Source organism: Streptomyces sp. NPDC005533, from assembly GCF_042871845.1.
In the GTDB taxonomy this organism is placed as follows: domain Bacteria; phylum Actinomycetota; class Actinomycetes; order Streptomycetales; family Streptomycetaceae; genus Streptomyces.
This window is the reverse complement of the sequence record NZ_JBIAJH010000003.1, coordinates 28780-43859: the sequence shown is the minus strand read 5'-3', so window position 1 is coordinate 43859 and position 15080 is coordinate 28780. Positions and strand designations below refer to the sequence as shown.

Here is a 15080-nt window from a genome sequence, read left to right as displayed (position 1 = left end):
GTCATCGACGTGCCCTACATAGCCGTGACCGCCCTGAGTCATGTCGGGCTGGTGCGAGAACGCAACGAGGACAGCCTCGTCGTCGGCCCGTGGACGCTGTGCGGGACCGTGACGCAGAACCCCCAGACCCTGCTCTTCCCCTTCGGCAGACCGCTCGTCGTCGCCGTCGCCGACGGGCTCGGCGGGCAGCCGGCCGGCGAGGTGGCCAGCGAGCTGGTCGTACGCCACCTCGCCTCGCTCGGCGCCGAACTGGACGGCGAGGACGCCCTCGCCGACGCCCTGCGCCGCTGCAACCAAGCCGTGCACTCGGCCACCGACGGCCGGCCGGACCTGGCCGCCATGGGCACCACGATCGCCGGGACACTCGTCCTGCCGGAGTCGCTGGTGGTGTTCAACATCGGCGACAGCAAGGTGTTCCGCGCGGCGCCGGACGGCCTGCACCAGGTCAGCGTCGACGACAGCCCGCCGCCGGCCCCCGGACACCGCACCACGTCGGCCGTCACCCAGACCCTCGGCGGCAGCCGCGGCTACCACACGATCGCACCCCACATCGCGGCCTTCGCGCTGACCGAGGGCGACCGCTACCTGGTGTGCAGCGACGGGCTGACCGACCCGGTGCCGGACGAGGAGATCGAGGACCTGCTGCGCGTGCACGACGACGGCAGGGCCGCCTTCGAGCTGTGGCGGGCCGCCATCGACGCCGGCGGGCCCGACAACATCACGCTCGCGCTGGTCCGCATCAGCGCCTAGGGCTGCCCCTCGCCGTACGCGTCACCCGCCCTGCGCCGTGGAAGAGTGCGCCGAAAGCCCGACCATCCGCGTGACCTGCGTCACAGCGCGGGCGTCCCCGGCCAAGGGGCACACGCGTTTATATGATTTTCACGCGTCGATTTCCGTTCCCGCAGGTGCGTCATTACGCCAGACCTGCTACAGGGAAAAATCTACGCCCCGCGAGCCGACTCCCGTGCTACTGTGAAGTCAGTTGCAGTTGTGGTTCCCAAAAACTTACAAGTGCTCTCACCTGATTTTCGGTGGGCGCACTTTTTATTTCCGGCGCATGCAGTGAGATTTGCACATTCCGGTCGGGGCAATCATCGCGGCGACGCCGGGCTCGCACAGTGCGGTCCCGGGCACTGCCCCAAAGGAGAATTCATATGGCATCTGGCACCGTGAAGTGGTTCAACGCGGAAAAGGGCTTCGGCTTCATCGAGCAGGAGGGCGGCGGCGCTGACGTCTTCGCCCACTACTCGAACATCGCCTCCTCCGGCTTCCGTGAGCTTCAGGAAGGCCAGAAGGTTACCTTCGACGTCACGCAGGGCCAGAAGGGCCCGCAGGCCGAGAACATCGTTCCCGCCTGACGCTGACGCGTACACGCAGCTGAGGCCCGCACCTTGGGGTGCGGGCCTCGGCGCGTTGCTTTTTCCCCGCTCACGCCCTGTCGGTCGCCGACGGCCCGCGTGAGCGGCGGGTGACGGCGCTCCGCGCCGGCCCGCCTCGACGTCCGGCCGGGCGGCAGTGTCTCCACCGACGCACCGCCCCGCCCCCGCCCGCTTGCACCGTCCGCCGCACCCCGGCTCTCCGACGCGCAGCGCGGCACCCTCTCCACGACGGACCGGCCCGCCCCTTACGGCACGGCACGGCCCCGTCCCGGCTTTATCTCGGCTCGTTCTCGCGAATCTCCCCTGCCCGGGAATTCCTCGATACGCGCCGCATCGAGGAAGGTTCTGCATGAACCGCACCACCCGTTCGAACGACCGCACTTCCCGCACCCCCCGCAAGGGCGGCTCCGCGAGCTTCGGCGGCTCCGGCCGCGGCAGCCGCGCCGGCGGCTCCGGCGGTTCGGGTTACGGCGGCTCCGGCCGTTCCGGCGGCTACGGCGGCAGCCGCCGCCCCGCCGCCCTCCAGGGCGAATTCGCCCTCCCCGAGACGATCACCCCGGCGCTCCCGGCCGTCGAGGCCTTCGCCGACCTCGACATGCCCGAGCAGCTGCTGTCCGCGCTCGGCTCCGAGGGCGTCACCGTGCCGTTCCCGATCCAGGCCGCGACCCTGCCGAACTCCCTCGCGGGCCGCGACGTACTGGGCCGCGGGCGCACCGGCTCCGGCAAGACCCTCGCCTTCGGCCTCGCGCTGCTGGCCCGCACGGCCGGACAGCGCGCCGAGCCCCGGCAGCCGCTCGCGCTGGTCCTCGTACCGACCCGCGAGCTGGCCCAGCAGGTCACGGACGCCCTCACCCCTTACGCCCGCGCCATGAAGCTGCGTACGGCCACCGTCGTGGGCGGCATGCCCATCGGCCGGCAGGCCAGCGCGCTGCGCGGCGGCGCCGAGGTCGTCGTCGCGACGCCCGGACGGCTCAAGGACCTGATCGACCGCGGCGACTGCCGGCTGAACCAGGTCGCGATCACCGTCCTCGACGAAGCCGACCAGATGGCCGACATGGGCTTCATGCCGCAGGTCACCGCCCTGCTCGACCAGGTGCGCCCCGAGGGCCAGCGGATGCTGTTCTCCGCCACCCTCGACCGCAACGTCGACCGGCTGGTGCGCCGCTACCTGACCGACCCCGTCGTGCACTCCGTCGACCCCTCGGCCGGCGCCGTCACCACGATGGAGCACCACGTGCTGCACGTGCACGGCACCGACAAGCACGCGACCACCACCGAGATCGCGGCGCGCGACGGCCGGGTGATCATGTTCCTGGACACCAAGCACGCCGTCGACCAGCTCACCAGCCACCTGCTGAGCAGCGGGGTACGGGCGGCGGCGCTGCACGGCGGGAAGTCCCAGCCGCAGCGCACCCGGACCCTGGCCCAGTTCAAGACCGGGCACGTGACGGTGCTGGTGGCCACCAACGTCGCGGCGCGCGGCATCCACGTGGACAACCTCGACCTGGTCGTGAACGTGGACCCGCCCACCGACCCCAAGGACTACCTGCACCGTGGTGGGCGTACCGCCCGTGCGGGCGAGTCCGGCAGCGTCGTCACCCTGGTCACGCCGAACCAGCGCCGCGAGATGACGCGTCTGATGGCAGCGGCGGGCATCGTCCCGCAGACCACCCAGGTCCGCTCCGGGGAGGAGGCGCTGAACCGCATCACCGGCGCCCAGGCGCCCTCCGGCATCCCCGTCACCATCACCGCGCCGCAGCCGGAGCGGTCCGGGCGCAGCGCGCGTTCCTCCCGCGGTCGGCGCAGCCGCCCCGCCCAGGAGCGCCGCCGCTCCCTGGGCATGGCCGCCTGACCCGCGTCCCGCGACGCCCCCGCCCCGCTCGACCCCGTCCCGCCCGCTCCGTCACGTCTGTGAGGCATCATGCGCTTCGTCATCGCCCGGTACCCCTTCGACCTCGAGAAGAGCGAGGTGGAGGAGAAGATGAAGGGCGTCAAGGCCGAGCCCGTCACGGGAGCGTCGGTGATCATCAGCCGCCGCACCTACCCCGTCAAGCAGGTCGGTGAGGTCGTCACCCGGCAGGACCGGCGCGACTTCACGGCGGCCGAGGTCACCCGGGCGCTGACCCGGCTCGGCTTCACCTGCCGCGACCTTTCGGTCCCGGCTCCGGCGCCCGTACTGACCCCGCTCCAGGAGGCCTCGGCGCTGCTCGGAAGCCCGGCCGATGCCTGACCGCGGTTGCTAGAGTCGCTGTCCATGTCGATCCCTGACGACCTGCTCCTCGATCTCGCCGCCATGGTCGAGTCGGAGCAGACCAATCAGATGTCCCTGACCGTCGTGGTCCACGGTGCCGTCATCACGGGCCGGCTCGCCCCCGAGAGCGTCTGGCGTCAGCGGGTGGCCGAGGTCCTGCGGGACTCCGACCAGCTGGGCCCGTTCGCCGAGATCTTCAGTTCCGCCGACCGCGGTGACAGACAGGCCGCCGAGGCGCCCTCGCACCTGCACTTCCACGTGGCGCGCATCCTCCAGGGCACCCTGGGCATCCCCGAGACGGGCGGCATGTACCGGATCGCGGTGAAGGACGTCAGCGCGTGGACCGTCGGGGATTTCAGCTACTCCGACAAGTGACGGGCAGGTTCCCGCCGCAGCACGCGGAAGAAGGCCCCCGCATTTCCTCTGCGGGGGCCTTTTCCGGTGGACCGGTTACTTGCAGGGCGGCACGAGGCGCACGCGGTCGATGATCGCGATGTTGTTGCTCTTCATGACCGCGGTGACCTCTCCGCAGACGTCGTTCACGCGCACCGGACCGGCGTACTGGCTGAAGTTCCCCTCGTCCGTCTGACACGGACGCGGCGTGCCCGCGGGGCGCGGCTTGGAGGTCTCGCAGATCTTCAGCTTCATGTACTTCGCCGTGCCGAGGTTGTTGTCGAAGACGGCACAGGACCCCACACCCTCCTTGCGGTAGGTGAAGAGGGTTCCGAAACGGCGGGAGTCCGGAAGCTGCTCGGCGAAGGTCAGCTCGTAACCGGCGCCGCACAGGTTGGCCGTCGCGGCGGCCGCCACCGGCTGGGCCTTGACGACGGCGCGCGTGGTGGCGTCCGCCGCGGCGGAGATCTGCACGCCGCCGGCGGCCGGTACGGCCTCCACCGCGGAGGCCTGCGGGGCGGTCAGGGCGAAGGACGCCATGGCGACCGCGGCGACGGTCACGCGCAGGGCGGATTTCTTGGAAACGAAAGACATGTTCTCCCCCAGATACTGATTCCGCGATCCCCGATTGCACTGCCGGAGTCGCGCGGACTAAAGTGTCGCTAAAGCGCCTGCACTTCACCCTGATTGGTCGCGCCAGGCCGAAGCGACATCCAGTAGATCATCACCAACTGCCGTCATTTCGGGCCTATCCGGCAATCACGGATAACGAAATGGCAATATCGTCGGGGCCATTCACGGAGAGGTCCCGGTCGGCCCGCCACGGTCGGGCCCGGCCTGTGCCGAGCGCCACGCGGCGGACACGGTGGGCCACCGCCGCCGTGTCCACATCCTGGACAACTACGCTCGTTTCATGAACGCAGAAGCCGACGCCCTCGCCACCGTGAAAGACGCTGACCGGAAGCACGTCTTCCACTCCTGGTCGGCGCAGGAGCTCATCGACCCGCTCGCCGTCGCCGGCGCCGAGGGGTCGTACTTCTGGGACTACCAGGGCAACCGCTACCTCGACTTCTCCAGCGCCCTGGTCTACACCAACATCGGCTACCAGCACCCCAAGGTCACCGCGGCCATCCAGGAGCAGGCGGCCAAGCTGTGCACCGTCGCGCCCGGCTTCGCCGTCGACGTGCGCTCCGAGGCGGCCCGGCTGATCGCCGAGCGCACCCCGGGCGACCTCGACAAGATCTTCTTCACCAACGCCGGCGCCGAGGCCGTGGAGAACGCCGTCCGCATGGCCCGGCTGCACACCGGTCGGCCCAAGGTGCTGTCCGCGTACCGCTCGTACCACGGCGCCACCTCCACCGCGATCAACCTGACCGGGGACGCCCGCCGCTTCGGCAACGACTCCGCGACCGCCGGCGTCGTGCACTTCTGGGGGCCCTTCGCCTACCGCTCGCCGTTCTACGCGGCCACGGAGGCCGAGGAGTGCGAGCGGGCGCTGCGGCACCTGGAGGACACCATCGTCTTCGAGGGCCCGCAGTCCATCGCCGCGATCATCCTGGAGACCGTCGGCGGCGCCCCGGGCGTCCTCGTGCACCCCGACGGCTACCTGGCCGGCGTGCGCGAGCTCTGCGACCGCTTCGGCATCGTCTTCGTCCTCGACGAGATCATGGTCGGCTTCGGGCGCACCGGCCGCTGGTTCGCCTCCGAGCACTGGGACGTCACCCCCGACCTGATCTGCTTCGCCAAGGGCGTGACCAGCGGTTACGTACCGCTCGGCGGCGTCGCGATCTCGGCCGCCATCGCCGAGACCTTCGCCCGCCGGCCCTACCCGGGCGGGCTGACCTACTCCGGGCACGTGCTGGCCTGCGCCGCCGCCGTCGCGACGATCAACGTCATGGAGGAGGAGGGCACCGTCGAGCAGTCCGCCCGCACCGGCGCCGAGCTGCTCGGCCCCGGCCTGCGGGCGCTGGCCGAACGGCACCCGTCGGTCGGCGAGGTCCGCGGCCTCGGCACCTTCTGGGCGCTGGAGCTCGTACGGGACAAGGAGACGCGCGAGCCGCTCGTCCCGTACAACGCCGCCGGTGCGGACAACGCGCCGATGGCCGAGTTCGCCGCCGCCTGCAAGAAGGGCGGGCTCTGGCCGCTCGTCGCCGGCAACCGCATCCACGTGGCGCCGGCCTGCAACATCGCGCCGCAGGACGTGGCCAAGGGCCTGGAGATCCTCGACCAGGCCCTCTCGGTGGCCGACGCGCACACGGTCTGACCTGCCGAACCATACGGTCGCCCAATCCGTGGGTGCCTGTCTTGGACGTTCCGCGCCATTACGAACACCACGTGAACGTGCTGAAATCCGAACAGAGCACCTACGAACCGGGATGCACGTCAGTCCCGGGGCGGTCCTCCGTGACCGAACGGCGGGGAGCGGGCCTTCCGCTGGACGCCGGGCGTACGGGATCCAGTCAGCCGGACTCCGTGTACCCGAAGGAAGACAGCCATGAGCAAGCACGTCCTGGCGCAGAACCAGTACGGCAAGGCCGAGAACCGCATCGTCAAGGTCACCCGCAAGGGCAATGGGGGTACCTCCCAGACGGAGTCTGGGGGAGGTTCCTGGCACGAGATCCGCGACCTCAACGTCTCGGTCGCGCTCCGCGGTGAGTTCCGCGACGTCCACCTCACCGGCAACAACGCCAACTGCCTGCCGACCGACACCACGAAGAACACCGTGTACGCCTTCGGCAAGGAGCACGGCATCGACTCCCCCGAGGCCTTCGGCATCCTGCTCGCCAAGCACTTCGTCTCCTCGCAGCAGCCGATCCGCGAGGCGCAGATCCGCATCGAGGAGTACGTGTGGGACCGCATCCCGGTCCCGACGCGCAAGGAGCAGCACTCCTTCGTCCGCAAGGGCCAGGAGGTGCGCACCGCGCAGATCACCTACAGCGAGACGACGGGCCTGCAGGTCATCTCGGGTCTGAAGGACCTGACGGTGATGAACTCGACCAACTCCGAGTTCCACGGCTACATCAAGGACAAGTACACGACCCTCCAGGAGGCGTACGACCGCATCCTGGCGACCAAGGTCACCGCGCGCTGGGCGCACTCGGCGCTCGCCGCCGGCGACGCCTCGTACGACTGGGACCAGTCGTACAAGAAGGTCCGCAAGAACATGCTGGAAGCCTTCGCGGAGACGTACTCGTACTCGCTGCAGCAGACCCTGAACCAGATGGCCGAGCGCGTGCTCGACAACTGCCCCAAGGTCAACGAGGTGCGCCTCAACCTCCCCAACAAGCACCACTTCCTCGTCGACCTGGAGCCCTTCGGCCTCAAGAACGACAACGAGGTGTACTTCGCGGCGGACCGGATGTACGGCCTGATCGAGGGCACCGTGCACCGCGACGGCGTACAGCCGGTGATCGCCACCTCCGACTGGATCGTCGCGTAGCGCTCGACGAGAAGGCCCGACCGTCGGCCCGGACCGCGTCGCGGGGTCCGGGCCGAAGCGCTGCGTCAGTCCTCGTCCGCGTCCTTCGGGCCGCCCACGAGCAGGTTCCAGCGCCCCGACCGCCCGGTGAGGGTGGTCACCGACTCCGGCCGTACGTCCAGCCGCCAGAAGACCGGCGCCGGCAGCTCCAGGGCGTACACCACGGCCGCCCGTACGACGGCCCGCTCGACCGTCATCCGGTGGGTACCGGCGGGCAGCGCGGCCAGCTCCGCCCCGACGCGCGCGATCAGCGCGTCCACCGACTCCCCGCCCGGGGGCGCGTACCCGGGGTCCGTCATCCACGCCTGCAGGGCCGCCGGGTCCTCGGCCGCCACCTCGTCCAGGGTGCGTCCCGCCCATTCCCCCGCGTCCAGGCCGCGCAGCCCCTCGTACCCGGGGCACGGCCGCGCGTGACCGAAGCGGCCCAGGCGGGCGTCCGTGTCCAGTGGGAGCCCGGAAAGACGGACGCGTGTCAACGGGGTCTTCATAAGGGGAGCCTAAGCGCGGTACGGTCCGGACGAGACAACTGCATGACGACGGCTGACGGAAGCACCGGTGAGAATCCGGCACGGTCGCGCCACTGTGAAACCTCCCGGAGGGGGAGGCGAGTCAGACCCGTCACCGTCGTCGAGAGCACCACTGACCGGGACGCGTGTTCCCTCTGGAGGTTCTGCCATGGCCCACTCCGCCGTGCCCACGACGAACGCCCCCGCCATCGCCCCCATCTCGCTCTCCGCCCTGGCCCCCTGGGCCGTCTTCGTCGGCATCCTGATGCTGGTCCTGCTCTACTTCGTCGGCGCCGAGCAGGGCGCCACCGCCGTCTTCCAGGGAGAGACGGTCCACGAGTGGTTCCACGACGGACGCCACCTCCTCGGGTTCCCCTGCCACTGATTCCCCTGCCACTGACCTCCGTCTCCGCAAGGGAACCGAACCATGAACGTTTCCCCCCGCACGCTGCTCGTCAGGGGCATGCTCGCCGGTCTGCTGGCCGGCGCCGCCGCCTTCCTCGTCGCGTACCTCCTCGGTGAATCCAAGGTGGACGCGGCGATCGCCATCGAGGAGGCCGCCGCGGCCGGACACGACCACGGCGAGGGGGCCCCGGTCAGCCGGGCCCTCCAGGCCACCGCCGGCCTCGGCACCGGCGTCCTGCTGTACGCGGTCGCGCTCGGCGGCATCGCCGCGCTCGTCTACTGCTACGCGCTGGGCCGCATCGGCCGCTTCGGCCCGCGGGCCACGGCCGCGCTGGTCACCGCGGCCCTGTTCGTCACCGTCACCCTGGTGCCGTTCCTCAAGTACCCCGCCAATCCCCCCGCCGTCGGCGACCCGGAGACCGCCGGGCGGCGGACCGCCCTCTACCTCCTGATGATCGCCCTGAGCGCGCTGCTGGCGGCGGGCGCACTGATCCTCGGCCGGCGGCTCGCGCCGAGGCTCGGCAACTGGGACGCGTCGGTCACCGCCGGTGCGGCCTTCGTCCTCGCTGTCGGCGTCTCGTACGCCCTCCTGCCCGGCGTCAACGAGGTCCCCGAGGCCTTCCCGGCCGCGCTGATCTGGGACTTCCGCGTCACGTCCCTGGCCATCCAGACCACGCTGTGGACGACTTTCGGCCTGGTCTTCGGCTATCTAGCCGAACGGGCCCTTGCGCCCGCCTCCGGCCCCAAGGAGGCTGTGCAGCCGACGAGTTGACGAAGAGGGGGCCGGTAGCACATGCCGACGGCGATCAGGGAATGGCGAGGCTGGACGGGCGCCGCCCCGTTCTGGCTGAACTCGTTCCTGCTGCTCCTGGCCCCCTGCTGCGCCGTCACGCTGTTCGGCCAGATCGGCGTCATCGCCGCCCTGGCCGCCCTCGGCGGCCTGGTCCGTCACCTCTGGTACGGCGACTACGGCCACCCGGCCGTGCACCTCGCCGCCGTAGCGATGGGCGCGGGCACGGCCGCCGTCGTCATGTGAAACACCGACGCCACCTTTCCCTCACCCTTTCGGGCGCATCGCCCACGGACTCGGGAAGGGGCCCGGGCATACGGTACGAGCTGGGGAAACACGGGGATCCCGGGACGACACGCCCGTGACGGACTGTCAGCCCCCCGTGTTTCACCGGGTGCCGGTGGGCACAGGAGGTGTCCACTGCTCACATGACCCGGCCGCACGCGCCGGACTGGAGGGATTCCCATGCCACGCGCCCAGTGGGTCGTCGCCTCGCTGACGGTGGCTCTGCTGTCCACCGGCATCGTGGTGTTGCAACGGACCGAGGGCGCCAAGCCCGCCGCCGTGACCACCGACGACGCACTGCCCTCGCGGGCGCTGGGGCTGTCCGGTCACCGCCGGCTCGTACGGGAGCTGGAACAGTCCGGGCTGTCCGGGCAGTCCGGGCAGTCCGGGCAGCACACCCCCGGCCGCGGGCAGCGGTCGCCGAGGACCGCCGCCGGGCCGCTGCGTACGGTCACGGGACCCCTGCGGGCCGCGCGGCCGCTGCGGCTGCGCATCCCCAGTCTGGGCGTCGACGTGCCGCTCACCGGCGACCGCGACGCGGTTGCCTGGGACGACGACGGTCCGGCGCCCGGGGCGGCCGGGACGGCCGTGGTCACCGCGGACGGGCTGCGCCTCGGCGAGCTGCGGCGGGGCCGCACCATCGAGATCCCGCGCGCGGACAGCCGTACGGCCGTGTTCACCGTCGTACGGGTCTCCTCCGGCGGGGCCGCCACCCGGGAGGATCCGGCCGGCCGGCCCCAACTGCGGCTGCTCGGCGGCGAGACCACCGTGCTGGCCCGGCTGACCGGGCAGCGCCGCACCCGCTGACCCGCCCCTGTGGTCCCGCGGTCCGGCGCGACCGCGGCCCCGGCCCGCCCCCACGGCCGCCGGCCGTCGGCCGTGGGGGGTGTCTTCGTCCCCCGGTCGGGGGCTTCTCCGGACCGGTCGGGGAGTCGCCCGGCGTGGCGGGGCACACCCCTCGCATGAGCGGGAGGCGACGCGCGCGTACGGCACTGACCCGGGCCCTGACCGCGGCCTGTGTGGTGCTGCTGTGCGTGTTCGGCGCCGGCCCGGCCGGCGCCGCGGCCGCGGAATCCCGTCCCGCTTCCATGGCGCCCGCCGAGCCCGGCGAACCGGGCGAGGGCCAGTCCGATCCGGCCGCCGACCCCGAGGCACGAGCGGCCGTACGGACCGGCGCGCACGGGCTGCCCGGCGTACGGCGCGTCACCCTCGCGGTGTTTCACGTGAAACACCCGGACGTGCCGCCGTGCGGGCCGGTCGCGGAGACGGCCGAACCGGCCCTGTCCCTGCGGACGGTGCGGAGTGTGGTCCTGCGCTGCTGAGCGGGCCGAGGAGGTGTCCGCCCCCTCCGGCAGGACATCCCCCGGGGTATCCCCGGTCGCAGCAGCCCCCACACCCCCCTGAGCACCGCGAGGTTCCGCCATGCCCATCGACCCGTACGCCGCACTGAACGCCATGCTCCGCGCCGAGGTCACGCGCTTCACCCCACCGGTCCGCACGGCCGAGCCGGCCGAGTCACCCAAGGCCCAGGCCGTGACCGTGGCCGTCGAGTCCGAGAGTGAACCGCAGCAGACGGCCACCGCCGACTCGGCCGCGTAGGGCGAACCGAGGCGCCCGCAGGACCGTGCGGTCCTGCGGGCGCCTCGTTCCGGGCGCGGCTCCGCGCCCGGGGTCCGGAGGTCAGTCCTCGCGCTGGTAGTAGCGGTAGAAGGCAGCCAGGCCGACGCCCAGGCCGACGAAGAGGCCGATGACGGTGGAGCGGAGCACGGAGGCGTTGGTGAGGCTGTGCAGGTAGCCCGCGGCGACGCCGAGGAAGACGCCGTACGAGGCGGCGTGGACCTCGCGCCTGAGGCGGGGTCCGATCCGGGCCAGGGCGAACATGATCCCGGCGAACAGCACGCCGCACAGGATCCCGTAGAAGACGTTGCCCGCGTCGACCGGACCCGTCTGGCGCTGGATGAAGGCGGCCCATACGCCGTACACGAGTCCGGCGAGCACGGGTCGCAGGTAGGCGCTTTTGCTCAGGTGGGCCATGTCCGCCGACTGCCAGGGCTGCCGCCGGGGGGCGGTGGGTGCCGCATGTGCCATGACGGGCTCCTCTCTCCCATCATCCAGGGCACACCCGCCACCCCGGACCGGCAAGTGGATCAACGGTCAGGGCGTGCGCACCGGCGTCGCTACTGCACGGCGAGCCGGGCTCGGAGCCGGGCCGGGGCCCCGGGGGCCTGCCGCTCGGCCTGCCGGCGGATCTCGTCGAGGTTCTGGGCGGCGAGGCCTTGCGCCAGGCCGGTTCGGCCCGGGTCATGGCGTGCGCGATGGCGCAGTCGGCGGCATCGGCCGCCGGGGCGCCGGCGCCGGGACCCTGCTGCCGGATCGGGTGACGATGCCCGCCCGGGCCGGCGCCTGCAGCTGCTTGTTGAGGTAGGCGGCGGGCAGGTCGTGCCACGCGGCCAGCCGCGCTGCCGAAACGGCCCGGCCCGGGCCGCTCCAGGCCAGGTTGACGCAGCTGTGCAGCGCCCACTCGACGCCTTCGCCCGGAGGCAAGGGTGTCCCACCGCCGGACGGCCGACCCCCCAACCGCAGCAACACCGCTCGCGCCCGGGCCCGCGCCCGCTTTCCCTGGTGACGTGCGCAGCATCCTGTCGGCGGTACTGATCGCGCTCGTGGCCCTCCTGGTGCCCGCGAGCGCCGTCGCGTACTGGGCGGACCACGAGCTCGGCAACGCCGACCGCTACACCGCCGCCATGTCCCCGCTGGCCGCGAACCGCGCCGTCCAGGAAGTCGTCGTCACCCAGGTCACCCGCGCCCTCGCCGGGCAGATCGACGCGGGTCCCTTCCAGATGGGCGTCGACGCGCTGCTGGGCGAGGCCCTGCACTCCTTCGCCGGCACCCCCGCCTACCAGACGGCCTGGAACGCGGCCAACCGCGCCGCCCACGCCGCCTTCCTCGACGCGCTCACCACCGGCCACGGCGACGCCGTCACCATCGACCTCGCGCCCGTCATAGCCCAGGTCAAGGGCGAACTCGTCGAGGGCGGCGTACCCTTCGCCGACCGCATCCCGGTGACGCACCTGGCCGTGAAGGTCATGGAGTACGACAACCTCGGCGCCCTCCGGGAGGGTTTCCACATGCTGCAGATCGCCGGCGTCTGGCTGCCCGCGCTGACCCTCGTGCTGGCCGCGGCCGCCATCGCGGTCGCCGTCCACCGCAGGCGCGCCGTGATGGCCACCGGACTCGGGCTCGCCGTCGGGGCGGGGCTGCTGTGGCTCACGGTGGAGGTGTGCCGCCGGCTCACCCTGGACGACCTGCCCGCCGACATCGACCGGCCCGCCGCCGGAGCCGTGTACGACGCCCTCACCGCGTTCCTGCGCACCACCGCCTGGGTGGTGCTGGTGATCGGGCTCACCGCCGCACTGGCCGCATGGGTGACGGGTCGACTGCGTCGCACCCCATAAGCTCGGAAGGTACCAACACGCACAGAACGACGTAGAAGAGCCCAGAAGAACCGATTCGCGAGCGGCGGCACGGAAGCGGGATGAGCACCGAACGCACGGAACACATATCGTCGCGGCGAGCCCGGCAGCATCCACTCGCTCCCCCGGACTGGCTGCTCAACGGGCTGAAGCCCAGTTCCGCCCCGATCCCCTGGGCGGCCGTGGCGCGCGCCTCGGTCGCCCTGGCCGCCCCGCTCGCCGTCGGCTTCGCCCTGGACGAGCCCGAATACGGGGCGCTCGCCTCCATGGGCGCCCTCGCCGGAGTCATCGGCGACACCGCCGACGCCTACCGGATGCGGGTCCTGAACATCGCCGTCCCGCAGCTCTTCGGCGCCGTCGGCGTGACCCTGGGCACCCTGGTCTACGGGCACGGCTGGCTGGCCGTCGGCGCCCTCACGCTGATCGCCCTCGTCTCCGGGATGATCTCCTCCATCGGCACGGTCGCCTCCGTGTCCGGGCTGCTGCTCCTCCTCAACGCCGTCGTCGGCGCCGGACTCCCGCTCCCCGAGCCCTGGTGGACGGCCCCGGTGCTGCTGGTCGCGGGCGGACTGTTCGTGCTCGCGCTGACCCTGCTGGGCTGGCCGCTGCGCGGCCGACAGCCGGAGCGCACCGCCGTGGCCGACACCTACCGGGCCCTGGCCACCGCTCTGGAGGCCGCCGGCGGGCCCGGCGCCCGCTACGACGAACGCCGCCAACAGGTCACCCACGCGATCAACCACGCCTACGACCTCGTGCTCGGCCGCCGGGCCCGGGTGCACGGCCGCAGCCCCTCGCTCGTGCGGATGCTGGCCCAGCTCAACGTCGTGATCCCGCTGGTGGAGGCCGCGCCCGCCGCGCACCTGCGCGGCAGGCCGCTGCCGCCCGAGATCCCGGCGGCCGTACGGGACCTGGCCGAGGCCATCGAGGAGGGCCGCACCGGCACCCCGGTCCTGGACCTGCCCGCCGCGCACACCCCGGCCGAACGGGCCGTCGACGCGGCCCTGCGCCATGCCGCGAAGATCGTGTACCTCGCCGAGCCGGACCTGCACAACGTGGACGACCGTCTCGGCCGGCCCGCCGCCCTGCGCGTACGGGCCCGACGGGGCGTGCGCGACATGATGTTCTCCGAGGCCTCCTGGCGGTACGGGCTACGGCTCGCGCTGTGCATCGGGCTCGCCCAGGCGCTCGTCTCGGTGATCGAGGTCGAGCGCTCCTACTGGGTCGCGCTGACCGTCACCTTCGTCCTCAAGCCCGACTTCGGCTCGGTGTTCTCCCGGGCCGTGCTGCGCGCGGTCGGCACCGCGGGCGGGCTCGTCATCGCGGCCGCCGTGCTCGCCGAGGTGCCGCGCGGCTGGTGGGACGTACCGGTGATCATGGTGCTCGCCGCGCTGATCCCCGCCTTCTCCGTCAAGGGGTTCGCCTTCCAGACCGCCGCGATCACTCCGGTCATCCTGCTGCTCTCCGACCTCCTCAACCACCAGGGCTTCGACCTGATCCGCCCCCGGCTGCTGGACAGCCTGATCGGCTGCGCCATCACCCTCGTCGCGGGATACCTGCTCTGGCCCGAGAGCTGGCACACCCGGATCGGGGACCGGCTCGCCGACACCGTGGACGACGCCGCCTGCTACGTGGAACGGGCCTTCGCCGCCCTCCCGGACCAGGCCGCGCACGCGGCGGCGCGCACCGCCCGCCTCCAGGCCCGGCGGCGCATCTACCGCGACCTGTCGGGCGTGCGCAGCGAGTTCCAGCGGGCGCTGACCGAGCCGCCGCCGACGGGAGCGCGGGCCGCCGCCTGGTGGCCGCTGGTCGTCGCGGTCGAGCGGATCGTGGACGCGACCACCGCCGCGCGCGTCCGGGTCAACCACGGCGCGGCCCCGCCCGAGCCGGACGAAGTGGCGGAGATCGCCTCCCGGCTGCGCGAACTGGCCGAGCGGGTCCGCAGCCGCACCGTCCCGGAACGCGTCGAGGCCGAGCCCCCGGGCGGGACGTCGAGCGTCCTGGCCCCCGTCCGCCAGGAGGTCGCGGCGGCCCGCGCCATCACCCGGCCGGAGTCCTGACCCGCCGGTCCCCCGGATGGGCCTGAGTCCGGGCCGGGAACCGCCCGGCGGGAGAGCATCGGA

General features: G+C 72.2%; 18 protein-coding genes. 15 read left to right on the top strand and 3 right to left on the bottom strand.

The genetic code is table 11. The features are described 5' to 3' along the window. Positions 1–9: 9 nt before the first annotated feature. The 5 genes from ACFYP3_RS03770 to ACFYP3_RS03750 all read left to right on the top strand — a co-directional run bounded on the left by ACFYP3_RS03770 (position 10) and on the right by ACFYP3_RS03750 (position 4005). Positions 10–750 carry a PP2C family protein-serine/threonine phosphatase gene (locus tag ACFYP3_RS03770; RefSeq protein WP_388826225.1) on the top strand — a complete coding sequence of 247 codons (741 nt, stop codon included), beginning with the start codon at positions 10–12 and terminating at the stop codon, positions 748–750. 404 nt (positions 751–1154) lie between these two features. After that, positions 1155–1358, top strand: a complete 204-nt coding sequence (locus tag ACFYP3_RS03765) for a cold-shock protein (RefSeq protein WP_030011983.1) — start codon at positions 1155–1157, stop codon at positions 1356–1358. 370 nt (positions 1359–1728) lie between these two features. Continuing rightward, a complete protein-coding gene (locus tag ACFYP3_RS03760) occupies positions 1729–3231 on the top strand; it encodes a DEAD/DEAH box helicase (RefSeq protein WP_388826222.1) in 1503 nt (500 codons plus the stop codon). A 69-nt stretch (positions 3232–3300) separates the two neighbouring features. After that, positions 3301–3609 (top strand): SCO5918 family protein, encoded by a 309-nt coding sequence (locus ACFYP3_RS03755; protein ID WP_388826219.1) that lies wholly within the window; start codon positions 3301–3303, stop codon positions 3607–3609. Positions 3610–3633: 24 nt separating this feature from the next. Next, a complete protein-coding gene (locus ACFYP3_RS03750; protein WP_388826216.1) occupies positions 3634–4005 on the top strand; it encodes a hypothetical protein in 372 nt (123 codons plus the stop codon). Positions 4006–4080: 75 nt separating this feature from the next. Here ACFYP3_RS03750 and ACFYP3_RS03745 read toward each other — a convergent pair whose 3' ends face one another. Beyond that, on the bottom strand, positions 4081–4617 hold the full coding sequence (locus ACFYP3_RS03745; RefSeq protein WP_388826213.1) for a hypothetical protein: 537 nt from the start codon (positions 4615–4617) through the stop codon (positions 4081–4083). A 319-nt stretch (positions 4618–4936) separates the two neighbouring features. Between ACFYP3_RS03745 and ACFYP3_RS03740 the strand changes: the two genes are divergently transcribed. Together ACFYP3_RS03740 and pucL are read left to right on the top strand one after the other, a co-directional pair. Continuing rightward, a complete protein-coding gene (locus ACFYP3_RS03740; protein WP_388826210.1) occupies positions 4937–6286 on the top strand; it encodes an aspartate aminotransferase family protein in 1350 nt (449 codons plus the stop codon). Positions 6287–6517: 231 nt separating this feature from the next. Next, a complete protein-coding gene (pucL, locus tag ACFYP3_RS03735) occupies positions 6518–7462 on the top strand; it encodes a factor-independent urate hydroxylase (RefSeq protein WP_388826207.1) in 945 nt (314 codons plus the stop codon). A 65-nt stretch (positions 7463–7527) separates the two neighbouring features. Here pucL and ACFYP3_RS03730 read toward each other — a convergent pair whose 3' ends face one another. Next, a complete protein-coding gene (locus ACFYP3_RS03730; protein ID WP_388826204.1) occupies positions 7528–7989 on the bottom strand; it encodes a histidine phosphatase family protein in 462 nt (153 codons plus the stop codon). Positions 7990–8176: 187 nt separating this feature from the next. On the opposite strand from ACFYP3_RS03730, the gene ACFYP3_RS03725 reads away from it, so the two are divergent. The 6 genes from ACFYP3_RS03725 (at position 8177) to ACFYP3_RS03700 (ending at position 11086) form a co-directional block, all read left to right on the top strand. Then, on the top strand, positions 8177–8392 hold the full coding sequence (locus ACFYP3_RS03725; protein WP_388826201.1) for a CbtB-domain containing protein: 216 nt from the start codon (positions 8177–8179) through the stop codon (positions 8390–8392). A gap of 42 nt (positions 8393–8434) precedes the next feature. Further along, on the top strand, positions 8435–9184 hold the full coding sequence (locus ACFYP3_RS03720) for a CbtA family protein (RefSeq protein ID WP_388826198.1): 750 nt from the start codon (positions 8435–8437) through the stop codon (positions 9182–9184). Between the two features lie 21 nt (positions 9185–9205). Further along, positions 9206–9448 carry a hypothetical protein gene (locus ACFYP3_RS03715; protein ID WP_388826196.1) on the top strand — a complete coding sequence of 81 codons (243 nt, stop codon included), beginning with the start codon at positions 9206–9208 and terminating at the stop codon, positions 9446–9448. A gap of 219 nt (positions 9449–9667) precedes the next feature. Continuing rightward, positions 9668–10294: a hypothetical protein gene (locus ACFYP3_RS03710; protein WP_388826193.1), complete on the top strand. Its 627-nt coding sequence runs from the start codon at positions 9668–9670 to the stop codon at positions 10292–10294. Between the two features lie 155 nt (positions 10295–10449). Further along, positions 10450–10809, top strand: a complete 360-nt coding sequence (locus tag ACFYP3_RS03705) for a hypothetical protein (RefSeq protein WP_388826190.1) — start codon at positions 10450–10452, stop codon at positions 10807–10809. Positions 10810–10909: 100 nt separating this feature from the next. Beyond that, entirely contained in the window at positions 10910–11086 is a 177-nt protein-coding gene (locus tag ACFYP3_RS03700) for a hypothetical protein (protein WP_388826187.1), read from the top strand. Positions 11087–11167: 81 nt separating this feature from the next. Here the strand turns inward: ACFYP3_RS03700 and ACFYP3_RS03695 are convergent, their stop codons facing one another. Then, complete coding sequence (locus ACFYP3_RS03695) at positions 11168–11575, bottom strand: hypothetical protein (protein WP_388826184.1); 408 nt, start codon at positions 11573–11575, stop codon at positions 11168–11170. Between the two features lie 539 nt (positions 11576–12114). Here ACFYP3_RS03695 and ACFYP3_RS03690 point away from each other — a divergent pair. Both ACFYP3_RS03690 and ACFYP3_RS03685 read left to right on the top strand, forming a co-directional pair. Continuing rightward, the gene (locus tag ACFYP3_RS03690) at positions 12115–12942 is read left to right on the top strand and encodes a hypothetical protein (protein ID WP_388826181.1); all 828 of its coding nucleotides are present in this window, start codon (positions 12115–12117) and stop codon (positions 12940–12942) included. A gap of 80 nt (positions 12943–13022) precedes the next feature. Continuing rightward, positions 13023–15017, top strand: coding sequence for an FUSC family protein (locus tag ACFYP3_RS03685; RefSeq protein ID WP_388826178.1), 1995 nt, complete (start codon positions 13023–13025; stop codon positions 15015–15017). Positions 15018–15080 lie beyond the last annotated feature (63 nt).

What these genes read in the sequence shown, in the direction of transcription:
- ACFYP3_RS03750 (WP_388826216.1), top strand. Translation starts at nt 3,634, where the DNA reads ATGTCGATCCCTGACGACCTGCTCCTCGATCTCGCCGCCATGGTCGAG.
- ACFYP3_RS03700 (WP_388826187.1), top strand. Translation starts at nt 10,910, where the DNA reads ATGCCCATCGACCCGTACGCCGCACTGAACGCCATGCTCCGCGCCGAG.
- ACFYP3_RS03705 (WP_388826190.1), top strand. Translation starts at nt 10,450, where the DNA reads ATGAGCGGGAGGCGACGCGCGCGTACGGCACTGACCCGGGCCCTGACC.
- ACFYP3_RS03740 (WP_388826210.1), top strand. Translation starts at nt 4,937, where the DNA reads ATGAACGCAGAAGCCGACGCCCTCGCCACCGTGAAAGACGCTGACCGG.
- pucL (WP_388826207.1), top strand. Translation starts at nt 6,518, where the DNA reads ATGAGCAAGCACGTCCTGGCGCAGAACCAGTACGGCAAGGCCGAGAAC.
- ACFYP3_RS03730 (WP_388826204.1), bottom strand. Translation starts at nt 7,989, where the DNA reads ATGAAGACCCCGTTGACACGCGTCCGTCTTTCCGGGCTCCCACTGGAC.
- ACFYP3_RS03715 (WP_388826196.1), top strand. Translation starts at nt 9,206, where the DNA reads ATGCCGACGGCGATCAGGGAATGGCGAGGCTGGACGGGCGCCGCCCCG.
- ACFYP3_RS03765 (WP_030011983.1), top strand. Translation starts at nt 1,155, where the DNA reads ATGGCATCTGGCACCGTGAAGTGGTTCAACGCGGAAAAGGGCTTCGGC.
- ACFYP3_RS03710 (WP_388826193.1), top strand. Translation starts at nt 9,668, where the DNA reads ATGCCACGCGCCCAGTGGGTCGTCGCCTCGCTGACGGTGGCTCTGCTG.
- ACFYP3_RS03725 (WP_388826201.1), top strand. Translation starts at nt 8,177, where the DNA reads ATGGCCCACTCCGCCGTGCCCACGACGAACGCCCCCGCCATCGCCCCC.
- ACFYP3_RS03720 (WP_388826198.1), top strand. Translation starts at nt 8,435, where the DNA reads ATGAACGTTTCCCCCCGCACGCTGCTCGTCAGGGGCATGCTCGCCGGT.
- ACFYP3_RS03745 (WP_388826213.1), bottom strand. Translation starts at nt 4,617, where the DNA reads ATGTCTTTCGTTTCCAAGAAATCCGCCCTGCGCGTGACCGTCGCCGCG.
- ACFYP3_RS03760 (WP_388826222.1), top strand. Translation starts at nt 1,729, where the DNA reads ATGAACCGCACCACCCGTTCGAACGACCGCACTTCCCGCACCCCCCGC.
- ACFYP3_RS03685 (WP_388826178.1), top strand. Translation starts at nt 13,023, where the DNA reads ATGAGCACCGAACGCACGGAACACATATCGTCGCGGCGAGCCCGGCAG.
- ACFYP3_RS03755 (WP_388826219.1), top strand. Translation starts at nt 3,301, where the DNA reads ATGCGCTTCGTCATCGCCCGGTACCCCTTCGACCTCGAGAAGAGCGAG.
- ACFYP3_RS03695 (WP_388826184.1), bottom strand. Translation starts at nt 11,575, where the DNA reads ATGGCACATGCGGCACCCACCGCCCCCCGGCGGCAGCCCTGGCAGTCG.